This is a genomic window from Pseudoalteromonas sp. SR45-4, from assembly GCF_014163535.1.
GTDB lineage: Bacteria > Pseudomonadota > Gammaproteobacteria > Enterobacterales > Alteromonadaceae > Pseudoalteromonas > Pseudoalteromonas nigrifaciens.
Genome location: NZ_JACJDO010000015.1, coordinates 69771 through 85143, shown reverse-complemented (window position 1 = coordinate 85143; position 15373 = coordinate 69771). Strand labels below are relative to the sequence as shown.

Annotated in this window: 14 protein-coding genes; 4 read left to right on the top strand and 10 right to left on the bottom strand. The window is 40.3% G+C overall.

What is annotated here, in order from left to right; all coding sequences use genetic code 11:
• Nucleotides 1-170 precede the first annotated feature (170 nt).
• Nucleotides 171-527, top strand: coding sequence for a hypothetical protein (locus H5058_RS08705; protein WP_182677700.1), 357 nt, complete (start codon nt 171-173; stop codon nt 525-527).
• An 80-nt stretch (nt 528-607) separates the two neighbouring features.
• Here the strand turns inward: H5058_RS08705 and H5058_RS08700 are convergent, their stop codons facing one another.
• The 3 genes from H5058_RS08700 to H5058_RS08690 form a co-directional block, all read right to left on the bottom strand.
• Nucleotides 608-1792: a DUF262 domain-containing protein gene (locus H5058_RS08700; RefSeq protein ID WP_182677698.1), complete on the bottom strand. Its 1185-nt coding sequence runs from the start codon at nt 1790-1792 to the stop codon at nt 608-610.
• The gene (locus tag H5058_RS08695; protein WP_220485812.1) at nt 1792-2541 is read right to left on the bottom strand and encodes an FRG domain-containing protein; all 750 of its coding nucleotides are present in this window, start codon (nt 2539-2541) and stop codon (nt 1792-1794) included. The genes H5058_RS08700 and H5058_RS08695 overlap by 1 nt, the downstream gene beginning before the upstream one ends.
• 113 nt (nt 2542-2654) lie before the next feature.
• Complete coding sequence (locus H5058_RS08690) at nt 2655-4424, bottom strand: ATP-dependent endonuclease (protein ID WP_182677697.1); 1770 nt, start codon at nt 4422-4424, stop codon at nt 2655-2657.
• 259 nt (nt 4425-4683) lie between these two features.
• On the opposite strand from H5058_RS08690, the gene H5058_RS08685 reads away from it, so the two are divergent.
• On the top strand, nt 4684-5646 hold the full coding sequence (locus tag H5058_RS08685; RefSeq protein ID WP_182677695.1) for an integron integrase: 963 nt from the start codon (nt 4684-4686) through the stop codon (nt 5644-5646).
• A gap of 74 nt (nt 5647-5720) precedes the next feature.
• Here H5058_RS08685 and H5058_RS08680 read toward each other — a convergent pair whose 3' ends face one another.
• The 7 genes from H5058_RS08680 to H5058_RS08650 form a co-directional block, all read right to left on the bottom strand.
• On the bottom strand, nt 5721-6491 hold the full coding sequence (locus H5058_RS08680; protein WP_089368245.1) for an SDR family oxidoreductase: 771 nt from the start codon (nt 6489-6491) through the stop codon (nt 5721-5723).
• A gap of 9 nt (nt 6492-6500) precedes the next feature.
• Nucleotides 6501-7391: a 3-hydroxyisobutyrate dehydrogenase gene (gene mmsB / locus H5058_RS08675; RefSeq protein WP_182677693.1), complete on the bottom strand. Its 891-nt coding sequence runs from the start codon at nt 7389-7391 to the stop codon at nt 6501-6503.
• A gap of 4 nt (nt 7392-7395) precedes the next feature.
• Nucleotides 7396-8544 (bottom strand): enoyl-CoA hydratase/isomerase family protein, encoded by a 1149-nt coding sequence (locus H5058_RS08670; protein WP_182677691.1) that lies wholly within the window; start codon nt 8542-8544, stop codon nt 7396-7398.
• On the bottom strand, nt 8544-9341 hold the full coding sequence (locus tag H5058_RS08665) for an enoyl-CoA hydratase (RefSeq protein WP_011328137.1): 798 nt from the start codon (nt 9339-9341) through the stop codon (nt 8544-8546). The genes H5058_RS08670 and H5058_RS08665 overlap by 1 nt, the downstream gene beginning before the upstream one ends.
• 10 nt (nt 9342-9351) lie before the next feature.
• Nucleotides 9352-10509 (bottom strand): acyl-CoA dehydrogenase family protein, encoded by a 1158-nt coding sequence (locus H5058_RS08660; RefSeq protein ID WP_011328136.1) that lies wholly within the window; start codon nt 10507-10509, stop codon nt 9352-9354.
• Nucleotides 10510-10634: 125 nt separating this feature from the next.
• On the bottom strand, nt 10635-12125 hold the full coding sequence (locus H5058_RS08655; RefSeq protein ID WP_011328135.1) for a CoA-acylating methylmalonate-semialdehyde dehydrogenase: 1491 nt from the start codon (nt 12123-12125) through the stop codon (nt 10635-10637).
• 84 nt (nt 12126-12209) lie between these two features.
• Nucleotides 12210-13391: an acetyl-CoA C-acyltransferase gene (locus H5058_RS08650; protein WP_182677689.1), complete on the bottom strand. Its 1182-nt coding sequence runs from the start codon at nt 13389-13391 to the stop codon at nt 12210-12212.
• 330 nt (nt 13392-13721) lie between these two features.
• Here H5058_RS08650 and H5058_RS08645 point away from each other — a divergent pair, with 330 nt between their 5' ends.
• Nucleotides 13722-14156: a MerR family DNA-binding transcriptional regulator gene (locus tag H5058_RS08645; protein ID WP_182677687.1), complete on the top strand. Its 435-nt coding sequence runs from the start codon at nt 13722-13724 to the stop codon at nt 14154-14156.
• A 39-nt stretch (nt 14157-14195) separates the two neighbouring features.
• Entirely contained in the window at nt 14196-15371 is a 1176-nt protein-coding gene (locus H5058_RS08640; RefSeq protein WP_011328132.1) for an isovaleryl-CoA dehydrogenase, read from the top strand.
• The last annotated feature ends 2 nt before the right edge of the window (nt 15372-15373 follow it).

Sequence of the window (15373 nt, the reverse complement as noted above, 5' to 3'; positions counted from 1 at the left end):
AAGGTTTAGTGTCATTGAAAGATATTTGGATCAATATTCATTACGGGAGATGAACCGCCCATTGCGGACCCGCATGATGGGTGGTGTGGGGGCTGGAGGTTAGAGACCTCCGGCTACCCGATTAGGCAATTTCACTCATAGGACGCTTTGATTTTCCCCAATGTATCCCGATGGAAATTATTAGTAACATTGAGTTATTAGCTATCATTATCCAGGGTCTTAATTCCGTAGGGAAAATACTAATTACAAAAGGAATAATAGATATTGAAAACCCAATTGTTGTTAATATAATCGAAGGGTATAAGAAAAAGAATCCCCAACTTTGCTTTTTATATAACCCTACCGCAGATATAAATAACAATATTACCCATACGATTATTAGTAAATTATTAGCTAGAGTTAATCCAAACGAACCTATCATCGATAATATTTGCCAATTAACAAGTAACGTAAGGACAATAAGAAACGAAATAGCCTTCTGTCCATATTTATATAATGACTCTTGCATATTTACCCCTGTTGCCTAACGCCTTGCTAAGCGGAAATTAGCAGTAGGCTATAATCGCGAAGCGATGGCCAACTGTTAATTTTCCGTTTAAGCAACTTGTTATACATTTTCACTCTGAAAACTATCAACAATTTTCTGTACTTCAAGTGGGTTAGTAGTTGACGCTTTATACTCAGGATCTTCTAAGTGTGATTTATTAAGAAGAGTGTTGATCTCACTAGCAATTCGTTTAATATCATCTTCATTAGTTAAATCAAGGTGAGTGAATTCATCTTCTTGTAATTTTTTGAAAATACCAGCTAAGATCATAGCAACTGAAACTTGATACTTGTTCCCTCTTTTTGATGAAACGCCATAAATTTCTTTAGAAAATGGTTGTTCCGTAACTACTGTTAATGCCTCTATAAATTTATTAAAACCATTAAATAACTCTTTTGTTTTCTCCAGCCCAACTAAATCAACCTCTTCAAACTCACTTTCTGATTTTTGCTTCATATAAACCTCAGCATATTGAGGTGATTTAGCGATAGTTGTTTCATTACCATTTTCATTTGTGAAAGTCTGTATAACACCATTTTCTAATATGCTTAGATTAACAAATATATTCTCGTGGCAAGCTTTTTTCTGATATCGATCTTTTGATATTGCATATGCTTTAGCAAGTGAGTTTTGAGGGTTATTGTATAAGTCAGTACAGAACATATTAACCAAATTGTTGACCGATGAGTCAAAAACAGCATGTCTGATTTCTTGCTGTGTTAGTGGTTTTGTTCCTTTGTTATATCTGTTAAAAATCTCCAACTCGAATTTCTTACCCGGGAAATTTCTGAATATGATAGTCGCAACTCTTCGACTAAGGAGTTCAATTTTATCTTCTATTGGCAATGTATTTACATCAAGACCTTCAAAGTCAGTGATAATACTCAAATCTGTTAGTTTATACTCCCCAGTTAAAAAGCGATAAAAGGCTCGAAGTCGATGTTGACCATCGACAACATTCAATACCTGAACCCCTTTTAATTTGTGGCTGGCAAGGAAAATTGGAGGGATAGGTATTTCTAGTAAAGCAGATTCTATCAACGAACTTTCGTCTGATATTGATGACCTGTACTCTCGTTGATAATCTGGTGCAATAATAATTGCATCATTGAACTCTACAAGTTGATCATTGGTTAAAACATCATCTTTTATTTCTTGTAGTTCAAATCCTAGCTTTATACTGTTAAATATTTTTTGCCAAGATTGGTTTTCATCTTTTGGGTTTATTTCAAATTGTTGCTTCATTAGTTTTTCTCCCTAATATAATCCAAAATATCCTGTTGCATCACAATATCTTTAGCTACTGATGGTAGTTCCGGATAAATATGTGAAAAACTAATACCCATAGAATATAAACTCGATAAAATATTTTTTGTTTCTGAGCCTGTTATAACTAATTTTCGTAAAATACTGTCGTTATTAATAGACTCAAGAGGATTATCATCATTTTGAAAAAGCACAAATAAACCTTTTTGAGCATTAACTCTCTGGTTTATTTTTCTTCCTTGAATCACTATTGGACCATCATGTACCTCACTAGGTATGCCCGGGACACCAGAGATATTTATTATTTTTTCCTGTTGAACATTTAATAAATTCAACTTTGTTGGATTTAAAAAATAAACAACTGCGTCTATTTCATCTTCATTTTGAAAGGACTTTTCTACTGCAAATAAAAGAGACACTATATGAGAAGTGGTAAAATCCATTAATCGCGTAGGGATTCCATAATGTTGCGCATACAGCATCCACTCAACATCATTTTCAATATCTGATGGGTTTGCCATATATTGATAAGAATTCAATTTGAATTCATCTAAGAAGTTCCGAATTGCTCTTTTGGGATACTTTCGATTACCTGAAACATCCTTTCTTAATGCACTTGGTAGCAGGGGGTAGTCACCACCCTGCCCACGTGACAATGTGAACTCTGTCGGTAACTCCTCAATGAAAGCCATATATTCACTAAGTTTATTCACTATGACTGAAGTCAATTTACATCCTTATCTAATTTACACTCAAAACTCGAGAAATGTATAACGCTCCACTCACCGGAATTTTGGGAGCGAAGCGAGTAAAATTCCGTGTGAAGTGGCTTGTTACATTGCTATTCTAAAAATATTTCGACTAGGGCTTCATTCTTTATAAATTCAGTTTCTTTAAATAAGTCTGGATTAGTTTTTAATGTTCTTTGTATCTCAGACTTTAATTCACCAAAAACTTTTTTTCCATATCTATAGCGCTCTACGTTATCCTCATATTTTTTATTCAGAAATCGAATTTGTTTTGCATAAGCCGATTGCTCAGGCTTATTGGTTTTAAGATCATGATCAATTAGCCGATCTATAGAAGCATCCTTCACTTTCAATGTAGCATTATTGATTAGTTCTTCAGCCTTCTCTATTGAAATCTCTTGATATAAAGCATTAATATGTTTTGGACAAATATATTCTGATTCTAAATCTACACCTGTAGTAACGAAAAAAACGAAACCACTTTTTTCGACTCTACTTCTAATAGAGTCTATGTCTTTATCATTATGATAATCTCTATCCCTATGAATAATTACTTGAATATCAGGTCTTTTATCTTTTAAATATTTTCCTAGAATGAGCGCCGAGCTTATTTGATTTGCACCAAGATAAGAGTAAAACTCAGTTACTTCTGCATTGCAACCTTGCGCTTTAAAGTATGAAATAACATGTTCATGCTTTTCATCCTCTGTTAAAACAACAAAACGTACACTATCTTCAAGTTCAATTAACTTAGACTTTAAGTCTTCAATTTCGCTTTGATGCTCATATATTTTAGTCAAATAAGGAGTAATAATTGGAAGTAACCCCATACTTTCATGAAGTTCATTGGTTTTCTCATGTGAAACAACATCAACCTGAGTACAGCTATCTTCACCTTGTGAAATGTAAAACGTATTTACATTATCGCCATCAGTTTTATCAAGTGCATAAAATGCAGGAGAATGAGTTGTAATAAAAATTTGAATATCCTTTGAGTACTCTTTAAATGTTTTAGCTAACTCAAAGGCGTATCTTAATTCTAGATTATTTTCAGGTTCCTCAAAGCCCCAAATAGTATCGGGTTTAACATAACCCGCCCTTGATATACTTCGTTCTTGTTCTGACATATATTTCAAAATTACAGGTATATGTCTAATTTTTATTCCATCACCACGTTGCTTTAAGTGGTAAGTATTACCACTTAGTCGAACACCAAAATCTAGATTAGAAAATAACTGCTTAAAATCCGAGGGAACTTGAATTGTATTTGAAATCCCAATTTGTTCAGATAAATCTTCAGTTATGCCTTTAGTTATGTTTTGGATTCCACTTATGAACTCTTCACCTTGTGTAGATAAAATATCTGCATAAGCTTCATTCAATACATCGTAAAGTTCCCCCATTAAAGCTGAAAAGTAATCTTGTCCCTTTATCGCAGGAATATATCTATACCTAATTTTATCTAACCATTGTGACACGCCATCTCTAGAAGGTACTTCATTACCACTTTCTATATATTTTCTTTCTTCAATGATCGATCCATCTTTTCTCCACCGTTTTGTCCATCTTAACGGCTTTGCATGTTTAAAACGTTTTTTAGGTGGCTCAATGACTAAATCTATCCTAATTTCATTTCTGGTACCCTTGCCAGTATTTGAGTGATAACAGTAATCTTCTGAAAATCTAAAGCGAGTATCTAAATCCGTTTCATTGTTGAAGAAAAGGTTTAATGCTCTCAACAAGTTCGATTTTCCTTGGTCATTTTGTCCTACAAAAATATTAAGGTCTGAAAAATCCAATTTTTTGGTTACTGACTTTAATGAACGAAATTTTCTAATCTGAACAGACTTAATTATTTCCATTTAACGAGGAGACTCCATATTTCGATGCAATGTAACAGCTTATTGAACACCACTTTGGTGGGTTATAACACCCCAAAACGGCGTATATTACATGGCTCAATAGTTCCACTAAATAACTACAATGTAAACAAGTAATTACGTATGTTATAAAATCACCGTTGTTAAAATACCCCAAAACGACTTTTAATAATGTTATTGGACAAAATACAAGCAACTGTCTATATATACAGTATCAGACTTAAATAATTGAATGTCATTTATGAAATCTCTCTTTCTAACCATGATTAAAGATCATATGTATAGCAAGCGTTATGCAAAGAGCACTATTGAAGCTTATCTGTTTTGGATAGCTGCCTATATCCGCTTTAATAATATGCAACACCCAAGCTCTATGGGGGATACTCAAGTGGAATTATATTTAAATCATTTAGTAAACTCGCAAAATGTAGCGCAAGGCACACAAGCCCAGGCATTGAATGCGCTAAGTTTTCTATATAAAGAAATAATTAAAAGTCCTCTCTCATTATCATTAGATTTTGTAAAAAGTGAACGCCCTAGGAAATTACCCGTTGTGCTTACACAAACAGAAGTTTCAGCGTTATTTAAACACTGTATTACAAAGCATTATTTAGCGTGTGCACTACTTTATGGTAGCGGTATGCGGTTAATGGAGGTACTACGTTTGCGGATACAAGATATTGACTTTGATTATAACTGTGTTCGAATTTGGGATGGTAAAGGGGGCAAAAGTCGTGTTGTAACGCTTGCAGGAGAACTGATACCACAAATACGAACACAAATTCAATTAGTCGATAATTATTTACAATTAGACCTAAATAACCCGCTGTTTTGTGGCGTGTATATGCCGCATTTATTACGTAAAAAATATCCAAATCATAACAAACAGCTGGGTTGGCAATATTTATTTCCATCTTATAAACTCAGTATTGATCCTGAGAGTAAACAGCTAAGGCGCCATCATATTGATGAAAAGCAATTACAGCGCGCTGTAAAAAAAGCGGCTTTTAATGCACACATTAATAAACACGTTACGCCACATACTTTGCGCCACTCATTCGCTACGCACTTACTGCAAAGCGGCGCTGATATACGCACAGTACAAACACAACTTGGGCACAGCGATATTCGTACAACACAAATTTATACCCATGTTTTACAGCAAGGTGCTAATGGGGTTATTAGCCCTTTTTCAAGATTATAAACGTCTCTATTTAAAACAAAAAAGCACAACCCACACGAGTTATGCTTTTTTAATTAATCTTAAACCAACTCATTTTACAAACGAATGCCGCCGTCTATTTCTACTACGCGACCGGTAAAAAAGTCGTTTTCGATAATATATTGTGCGGTATGGGCTATTTCTGCAGTTTCACCTAAACGCCCTACTGGAGTTACGCTAAGCATGCGCTCTTTAGCTTCTGGTTTCATTACGTCGGTCATTGCGGTGCTTATAACACCTGGTGCAATTGCGCCTACGCGAATACCAAAACGGCCAAGCTCTTTAGCCCATGTAGTAGTAAGCGCTACAACGCCTGCTTTAGAGGCTGCGTAGTTTGTTTGCCCTATGTTTCCGGCGCGCGCTACGCTCGACATATTTACAATAACGCCACCTTTGCCCGACTCAATCATATGGCTGGCAGCTTCTCGGCCTGCCAAAAACACGCCAGTAAGGTTTACGTCTATTACTGATTGAAATTGCTCAAGCGACATTTTTTTAACTACTATGCCGTCTTTAGCTTTAATAAACATGCCATCGCGTAAAATACCGGCATTGTTGATCAATACACCAATATGGCCAAAGTCGCTATTAATGGTGTTAAATACCGCTTCCATTTCGCTCTCGTTGGTAACGTTAGCGGCGTAGCCTTGAATACGCGTAGTTACGCCGTCAAGTTGACTTAATTGCTCAGTTGCTGTGTTAAGTGCATCTTGCGCCATATCGATTAGGGCAATGTTTGCGCCCATTTTTGCAAACTTTTGCGCCATAGCAAAACCTAAGCCTTGTGCGCCACCGGTTATTACTACCGTGTTATTTTTAATTTCCACGCGTTACCCCTACTTCGAAAATAATTTAAATATGGCACTAAAATCTTCAGTACCCGCACCTTGGTGCTGCAGTGTAGCGTATAAGTCGTTGGCCATTGAACCCATTGGCGTGGCTGATTTACTTTGTTTTGCCGCTTCCATTGCCAAGCCTAGGTCTTTTGCCATTAGATCGACCATAAAGCCTGGTTTGTATTCGTTACTTGCAGGAGCCGACTCCATTACACCCGGACACGGGTTATATAACTCTAACGTCCAGTTACGCCCTGAGCTTGCGGTCATAATGTCGCTAAGTACTTTAGGATCTAGGCCATTATTTATGCCCATTTGTAGTGCTTCGCTGGTGCCTGCCATTAAAATGCTCAACAGCATGTTATTACATATTTTTGCTACTTGCCCTGCGCCAATGTCACCTGCATGAAAAATATTTTTGCCCATATCAACCAGCACAGTATTGGCTTTGTCGAACGCGGCTTTATCGCCACCTACTATAAAGGTAAGTGTGCCGGCGGTTGCGCCTGCAACGCCACCCGATACCGGTGCATCTACAAAGCTAATACCTTGCTGTGCTAACTCTTTACCAACCACGCGCGCCGATTCGGCATCTATGGTTGAGCAATCAATAACTAAAGTGGTTTTACTTAAGCTGTTAATTAGCCCATTTTCGCCCAAATAAAGCGCTTTAACATGCTTGCCAGCAGGTAACATGCTAATAAGTATGTCTACGTTGTGGGCACATTGCGTTGCATCTGCGGCTGCGTTTGCACCTTTGCTTTTTAGCTCGTTAACTGTATTTTGGTTTAAGTCGAACACACTTACCGTGTGGCCTGCTTTTATAAGGTTTGCCGCCATTGGCCCACCCATATTGCCTAAACCAATAAATCCTATATTGAGTTTACTCATAGCTTTAGCCTTGTTGTAATTGTTTAAGTGGGTGGTTATTGCCATAGCGATCTTCAAAAAAGCTATCTACCACTGAGCTTGGCACGTCGCTGAGTGTTTTGTATTGCCAGTTTGGCGCACCGTCTTTGTCGATTAACAATGCACGTACACCTTCTTGAAACTCACCCACTTCGCCGGCACGTACCGACATACCTAGCTCCATTCTAAAACACTCAGCAAGGCTTTTGCCTTTACTGGTTTTTAATTGGCGGCTTACTAACGCACAGCTTAGCGGACAACCATGCTTAAGCGATTTTTGCGCCTTTAGTAGCCATTTGTCGTCTGTGTTTAAGTTTAAGTTTAAAATATAGTCAACCTGTTGTTGTAGCGTAGTAAACTCAGCGAGTTCTTGAATGGTTGCCAAATTTGCTTTGATATTACCTTTAGGTAAACGCCCTGATTGCTGATCTAAATCAGTTAACAGCGTAGTAAGTTTTTCGTGATTTAAGCTGGCCGTTTTACCCCACTTAATGCTGAGTAAACCCGCTAAAAGTGCATCGTATTTGTCTGCTTTTACATAGTGATCGGCAAGGGCAACAAAACGGGCATCGTCGCAATTTATAGACGCTGACGTAAGCCCTAAAAATAATCCAACACTGTGAGGCATTTTATGTAAAAAATAACTGCCGCCAACATCTGGGTATAAGCCAATAGTTTGCTCAGGCATTGCTATACGCGATGTTTCGGTTACTACGCGGTGGCTTGCACCGGCCATTAAGCCTAAACCGCCGCCCATTACAATACCGTTACCCCACACTAATAATGGCTTTTCGTAACAGTGAATTAAATAGTCAAGGCGATACTCTTGCGTAAAAAAATCCTCTACTAAGTCGCTTGCGCTGCCTTGAGCCATTGCGTGGTGCAAACTTACAACATCGCCGCCAGCACAAAAGGCTTTGTCGCCTGCGCCTTTTAATACCACCATGGCAATACTGCTGTCTTGCGCCCAAGCTTTTAGTTGCGGCTCTAATAGTTTGATCATTTCAAAATTAAGGGCGTTTAACGACTTTGGTGCATTTAGCGTAGCAAACGCTATTAAAGCACCGTTTGACGCGGTTGCCGTTTCGAATACGACTGCGTCATCTGCATGATTTAATAATGTTAAGCCGCTCATTAGCCGTTCACCCAATTTGCACGACGCTTTTCTAAAAAGGCACTTACACCTTCTTGCTGATCTTCGGTGTCAAATAAGGCCACAAATAACTCACGTTCTAGCGGTAAAATGCTCGCCATAGGCTGATGACGCCCTTTTTGAATCAATGTTTTACATGCTGCAACCGAAGACGGACTTTGATCGGCCACTTGGTTAGCTAGTTTAAGTGCTGCAGCAAAGCTTTCGCCTTGTGGAACAACTTCTTCAATTAAGCCAATTTGCAGTGCTTTGTCGGCTTTTAAGCGCTCGCCACATAAAATCATGCGTTTTGCCCAGCCTTCGCCTACTAACCATGCTAGGTTTTGTGTACCACCAGCACACGGTAGTAAACCTACTTTAGCTTCAGGAAGCGCCATTTGTGCTTGCTCTTCAGCAATACGAATATCACACGCGAGTGCTACTTCTAAACCACCGCCCATGGCATAGCCATTAATAGCCGCAACCGACACGCCCCTAAAGTTACTAAGTGCTTCAAATGCTTCGCCAAATACGCGCGACATTTCGGCGGCTACGCCTTTATCGCCACCGGCAAACAAGTTTAAGTCGGCACCGGCACTAAAAAACTTTTCGCCTTCGCCGGTAAGCACTAATGCATAAATATTTTTATTTTTGTTTAGCTTATTAACGGTGTTTTTTAAGGCAATTAATGTGTCTTTGGTCCAGGTATTTGCTGGCGGGTTTGACATAGTTAATATGGCTACATGACCTTCGGTCGTTAATTCAATGCTAGGATTAGACTTAGTATTTGACTCTGACATAAATAACTCCTTATAAAACTTCGCTGGCTGACTCTGCTAAAATACGACGCGCTATAATAACGCGCATAATTTCGTTAGTGCCTTCTAAAATTTGGTGTACACGTACATCACGTACATGGCGCTCTAATGGGTATTCTTTAATATAACCATAGCCACCATGAATTTGCAGGGCGTCGTTACATACGGTAAAGCCCACATCGGTTGCAAAACGTTTTGCCATAGCACAATACGTGGTTTTTTCGCTGTCGTTATTATCAAGCTTAAACGCAGCCAGCCTTACCATTTGGCGCGCGGCTACAAGCTCGGTGTTCATATCGGCAATTTTAAACTGCAGCGCTTGAAACGCGGCCAGTGGTTTACCAAACTGAGTACGTTCTTTTAAATATTCGCGGGCCGTATTAAGCGCCGCTTGCGCCGTGCCAATTGAACAGGTTGCAATATTAATGCGCCCACCATCAAGGCCTTGCATAGCAAATTTAAAACCTTCGCCTTCTGCACCTAATAAGTTATGCGCCGGAATACGCACATCTTCAAAACTAATTAAGCGTGTAGGTTGTGCGTTCCAGCCCATTTTTTCTTCGGCTTTACCGTATTCAACACCTTTAGCGTCGGCAGGCACTATAAAGGCCGAAATACCTTTAGGGCCATCGCATCCGGTGCGCGCCATAACGACTAATACTTCGGTTTCGCCCGCGCCCGAAATAAACATTTTTGAGCCGTTAATTACGTATTCGTCGCCATCGCGTACTGCTTTGGTTTTTAGCGATGCGGCGTCTGAACCTGAGCCTGGCTCTGTTAAACAATACGATGCCAGTAAATCGCCAGTAACCAGTTGTTCGCAGTATTTGTCTTTAGCGGCGTCAGTACCAAAGCTTGCTACCATCCAAGTGGCCATATTATGTATGGTTAACATGGCTGTTGTTGCGGTACAGCCCATAGCAAGTTGTTCAAAAATAATGCTTGAATCTAAGCGCGATAAGCCAAGGCCACCGGCTTCTTCTGGCGTGTAAAGGCCACAAAAACCTAGTTCGCCTGCCGCTTTAATCGTGTCTTTAGGGAAAATATGTTCGCGGTCCCACTTAGCAGCGTAAGGTGCGAGTTCTGAGTCAGCAAACTGACGTGCTGTTTGAGCAAATGCTTGCTGATCATCTGATAAATTAAAGTCCATATAGACCTCTTCAATTAGTTATGTGTTGTCTAGGTGATTAGTGAAGAGCAACGAAGGTAATAGGAGTTACCTTCGTGCCCTTCTTTATTATTAATTATGCTTTTTAAACTATTTATTATGAGTAATTACTTTAAGTTAATGCTCATATTTGGACCCGACGCTATGTCGTCTTCAAACCAACGTGAAGTAATGGTTTTAGTTTCGGTATAAAAACGAATACCTTGCTTACCGTAAGTGTGAGTGTCGCCATAAAACGAGCCTTTCCAACCAGTAAACGAAAAGAACGGCAGTGGCACCGGAATTGGCACGTTAATACCTACTTGGCCTACTTCAATTTCGTGTTGGAACTTACGTGCAACTGCGCCGCTTGAGGTAAACAGCGATGTGCCGTTACCGTATGGGCTGTCGTTTATTAGGGCAATGGCTTCATCTAATGTATCTACAAACATACACGCCAGTACGGGACCAAAAATTTCTTCTTTATATAAGTCCATGTCTTTAGTTACATCGGTAAACAACGTTGGGCCTACCCAGTTACCTTGCTCGTAGCCTTCAACCGTAAAGTTTGAGCCGTCAATTAAACACTTAGCGCCTTGCTCTTTACCACCGGCAATAAGCGATAAAATACGTGCTTTGGCAGCCGGTGACGTTTGCGGGCCATACGCTGCACCAGCATCATCCCATACGCCTGGGCGTACACCTTCAAAACCCGCTTTAATTTCATCAACCCAGTCTTTTGCTTGGCCAACAAATACCGCAACCGAAATACCCATACAACGCTGGCCAGCTGCACCAACCGACGCGCCAACTAAGTTATTTACCACATGCGATTTGCTGGCATCTGGCATAATAACCATGTGGTTTTTAGCACCCACACACGCTTGTACGCGTTTAAGGTTTGCTGTGCCTTTTGAATAAATATAAGCGCCAACGCCACACGAGCCAACAAACGAAATAGCGCGTACTGCTTTATCCTCTAATATGCGATCTACTTGTGGTTTTGTACCATGTACTACTTGTAACACGCCTTTTGGCGCGCCAGCTTCCATAAATAACTCAGCTAAGCGCATTGGCGTAAGTGGATCTTGCTCAGACGGTTTTAAAATAAAGGTGTTACCACACACAATTGCCAGCGGAAACATCCATAATGGGATCATTGCCGGAAAGTTAAACGGCGTAATACCCGCACACACACCTAAGGGTTGCATGTAAGAATACGTATCGATTTTACGCGCTACGTTTTCCATGGTTTCGCCCATCATTAATGACGGTGCGTTAGCCGCTTGCTCAACTACTTCAATACCACGCCATACATCGCCTTTAGCGTCTTCAAATGTTTTACCAAGCTCATGACAAATAATAGTGGCAAGCTCGTCGTGGTGCTCTTTTAATAGCGCAGCGTATTTCATCATAATGCGCGCACGTTCAGTAATTGGCACATCTTTCCACGTTTTAAACGTTTCTGAAGCCGAGGCAATAGCTGCATCCATTTCTGCGTCTGTGGTGCAAGGTACTTGGGCTAGCACTTCTTGGTTGGCTGGGTTTATTACGTCAATAAGTTCTTTTGAGCTTGATTGAATAAATTCGCCGTTAATCAGTAGTGGTACTTGGTGCATAATTAAATCCTGTTTTATAAGAGTGTTAGTGCAGCTTTATTATTATAATTAGCGCTGCATTGATTATTATTTTGTGATAAAAAATTAAAGTGCTTCTACTGCCATGGCCACGGCTTCACCGCCACCAATACATAAAGACGCTACGCCTTTTTTAAGGCCGCGATTTTTAAGTGCATGAATAAGCGTTACTAATATACGTGCGCCGCTTGCACCAATTGGATGGCCCAATGCACAAGCACCGCCATTTACGTTTACTTTGCTTTCATCTAGTTTAAGCTCGTTAATAGCAAGCATAGTAACCATGGCAAACGCTTCGTTAATTTCCCACAGGTCAACATCGGCTGTAGTCCAACCGGCTTTTTCTAGTACTTTGTTCATTGCGCCCACTGGCGCTACTGTAAATTCGCTTGGTTTTTGAGAATGCGTGCTGTGCGCTACAATTTTACAAAGCGGGGTTAAGCCCTGCTCTTTGGCTTTTGACTCGCTCATTAAAATAAGTGCTGCGCCACCGTCTGAAATTGACGATGAGTTAGCGGCTGTAATAGTGCCGTCTTTTTTAAATGCAGCACGTAGGCTCGGAATTTTTTCTGGGCGGGCATTACCTGGCTGCTCGTCAATGGCAACGGTAACGTCGCCTTTGCGTGTTTGCATAGTGTGCGGTGCAACTTCGTTATTAAAGCTGCCGTTTTCAATTGCGGCTTTTGCTTTGGTAAGCGAGCTTAGTGCAAAGTTATCCATTTGTTCACGGCCTATACCGTATTCATCGGCGGTGTCTTGTGCAAAACAACCCATAGCTTTGTTGTCGTAAGCATCTTCAAGGCCATCGCTCATCATGTGATCTTTAATTTCGCCATGCCCCATGCGCATGCCGCCGCGAGCTTTGGGAATAAAGTACGGTGCATTACTCATACTTTCCATGCCACCAGCCACTGCTGAGTTTATAGAGCCCGCTTTAATTAGATCATGTGCCAACATTGCCGCTTTTAAGCCAGAGCCACACACTTTATTTATAGTGGTAGCCCCCGTGCTAAGTGCTAGGCCTGCTTTTAACATTGCTTGACGAGCAGGCGCTTGGCCCACACCAGCAGGTAATACACAGCCCATAATTACTTCATCAATAGCATCTGTGCTTAGGCCTGTTTCTGCCAATGCACTAGCAATAGCGGTTGCCCCCAGCTCAGTTGATTGCGCATCATTAAGTGCGCCCATAAATCCACCCATAGGGGTGCGTTTTGCTGCTACAATAACAACGGCTTCAGTAGTCATAAAAAGGCTCCATTTAGTAATTGGCCCCGTGCAATTTAATGCGCTGAACCAAACAATTTATTTATAATCTGTTTACGAGCATACATAATATTTACGTTTACGCCAACGTAAATCTAAAATCAACTTTTAGTTGACTGTAAAAACTGTAAACTTATTTGTATTATGTTTCATTACACTTCAGTAAAAACGCCTACGCAGGCTTTAAAGCCTAACTTTAATGAAAGTTTACTCGCCATTTTCATTAGTCTAAAGTATTACACAAACATCTTGCTTTACCTTTACGTAAACTTCACTTATATTGGGGTTATTCGAATGAGGTAAAACACTATTATGAAACCAGATAATCAATCAAGCTTTGCAACGTCGGCCACTGTGCCTGCCAATAACGAACAAACTTTTAGTATTAGCGAACTCGCAAAGGAGTTTGACATTACCACCCGCTCTATCCGCTTTTATGAAGACCAAGGGCTTGTTACGCCAAGTAGAAATGGCCAAACCCGTATTTACTCTAAACGCGATAAAGTACGCTTAAAATTAATTTTACGTGGTAAACGCTTAGGTTTTACGCTGGCAGAAACAGGACGTTTGTTTGAACTTTACGACGCCGACAAATCAAGTGCTAAGCAGCTGGTAACTATGCTGGACCTTATTAGCGAGAAAAAAGCCGACCTATCACAACAAATGGACGACATTAAAGTTGTTCTTATGGAATTGGTAACAGCCGAGCGCCGTTGCCGCGACACACTTAATAAAATAGATGAGTAATACGCGGTATTAACTTAATCAATCACACAGGAATGAATCATGAGCACTATTTCACTATATAAAGAAATGAACTTTGGCCTTGGCGAAACCGCCGATATGATCCGCGGACATGTAAACAGCTTTGCCAGCCAAGAAATTGCCCCACTAGCCGAAAAAACTGACCTTGATAACGCTTTCCCAAATCAACTTTGGCCACAAATGGGCGAAATGGGTTTATTGGGAATGACAGTAGCTGAAGAATTTGGCGGTGCTGGTTTAGGTTATTTAGAGCATGTTATTGCCATGGAAGAAATTAGCCGTGCAAGTGCTTCTATTGGCCTAAGCTATGGTGCGCATTCAAACCTGTGTGTAAACCAAATTAATCGTAACGGCACGCAAGCCCAAAAAGAAAAATACTTGCCTAAGCTTATTAGCGGTGAGCACATTGGTGCCCTTGCTATGAGCGAGCCAAATGCGGGTTCAGACGTAGTTTCAATGAAACTTAAAGCCGAGAAAAAAGGCGATAAGTACATTTTAAACGGTAATAAAATGTGGATCACCAATGGTCCAGATGCGCATACTTTAGTTATTTACGCTAAAACCGATTTAACTGCCGGCGCAAAAGGTATTACTGCATTTATTGTAGAGAGCGACTTTCCTGGTTTTTCAACCGCGCAAAAGCTCGACAAACTCGGTATGCGTGGCTCAAATACCTGTGAACTGGTATTTGAAAACTGCGAAGTACCCGAAGAAAACATTTTAGGTAACTTAAACGAAGGCGTTAAGGTATTAATGAGCGGCCTAGACTACGAGCGCGTAGTACTTGCAGCAGGCCCACTGGGTATTATGCAAGCGTGTATGGATATTGTTGTACCTTATATTCATGAGCGCAAACAGTTTGATACGCCTATTGGTCAGTTTCAGTTAATTCAAGGCAAAGTAGCCGACATGTATACGCAAATGAACGCCGCACGCTCGTATGTATATACAGTGGCTCGCTCGTGTGATCGCGGTGAAACCACCCGTAAAGATGCTGCCGGTGCTATTTTATATGCAGCCGAGCTGGCAACTAAAATGGCGCTAGATGCCATTCAAATTTTAGGTGGCAATGGTTATATAAATGAATACGCAACGGGCCGCCTATTACGTGACGCCAAATTATATGAAATTGGTGCAGGTACCTCAGAAATACGCCGTATGCTAATTGGCCGCGAACTTTTCACTGAAAGCCGTTAAGG

Excerpts from the sequence above, each read along its gene's own strand:
- H5058_RS08665 (WP_011328137.1), bottom strand. The coding sequence starts at position 9,341 with ATGTCAGAGTCAAATACTAAGTCTAATCCTAGCATTGAATTAACGACC.
- H5058_RS08655 (WP_011328135.1), bottom strand. The coding sequence starts at position 12,125 with ATGCACCAAGTACCACTACTGATTAACGGCGAATTTATTCAATCAAGC.
- H5058_RS08645 (WP_182677687.1), top strand. The coding sequence starts at position 13,722 with ATGAAACCAGATAATCAATCAAGCTTTGCAACGTCGGCCACTGTGCCT.
- H5058_RS08650 (WP_182677689.1), bottom strand. The coding sequence starts at position 13,391 with ATGACTACTGAAGCCGTTGTTATTGTAGCAGCAAAACGCACCCCTATG.
- mmsB (WP_182677693.1), bottom strand. The coding sequence starts at position 7,391 with ATGAGTAAACTCAATATAGGATTTATTGGTTTAGGCAATATGGGTGGG.
- H5058_RS08705 (WP_182677700.1), top strand. The coding sequence starts at position 171 with ATGGAAATTATTAGTAACATTGAGTTATTAGCTATCATTATCCAGGGT.
- H5058_RS08670 (WP_182677691.1), bottom strand. The coding sequence starts at position 8,544 with ATGAGCGGCTTAACATTATTAAATCATGCAGATGACGCAGTCGTATTC.
- H5058_RS08660 (WP_011328136.1), bottom strand. The coding sequence starts at position 10,509 with ATGGACTTTAATTTATCAGATGATCAGCAAGCATTTGCTCAAACAGCA.
- H5058_RS08640 (WP_011328132.1), top strand. The coding sequence starts at position 14,196 with ATGAGCACTATTTCACTATATAAAGAAATGAACTTTGGCCTTGGCGAA.
- H5058_RS08700 (WP_182677698.1), bottom strand. The coding sequence starts at position 1,792 with ATGAAGCAACAATTTGAAATAAACCCAAAAGATGAAAACCAATCTTGG.
- H5058_RS08690 (WP_182677697.1), bottom strand. The coding sequence starts at position 4,424 with ATGGAAATAATTAAGTCTGTTCAGATTAGAAAATTTCGTTCATTAAAG.
- H5058_RS08685 (WP_182677695.1), top strand. The coding sequence starts at position 4,684 with ATGAAATCTCTCTTTCTAACCATGATTAAAGATCATATGTATAGCAAG.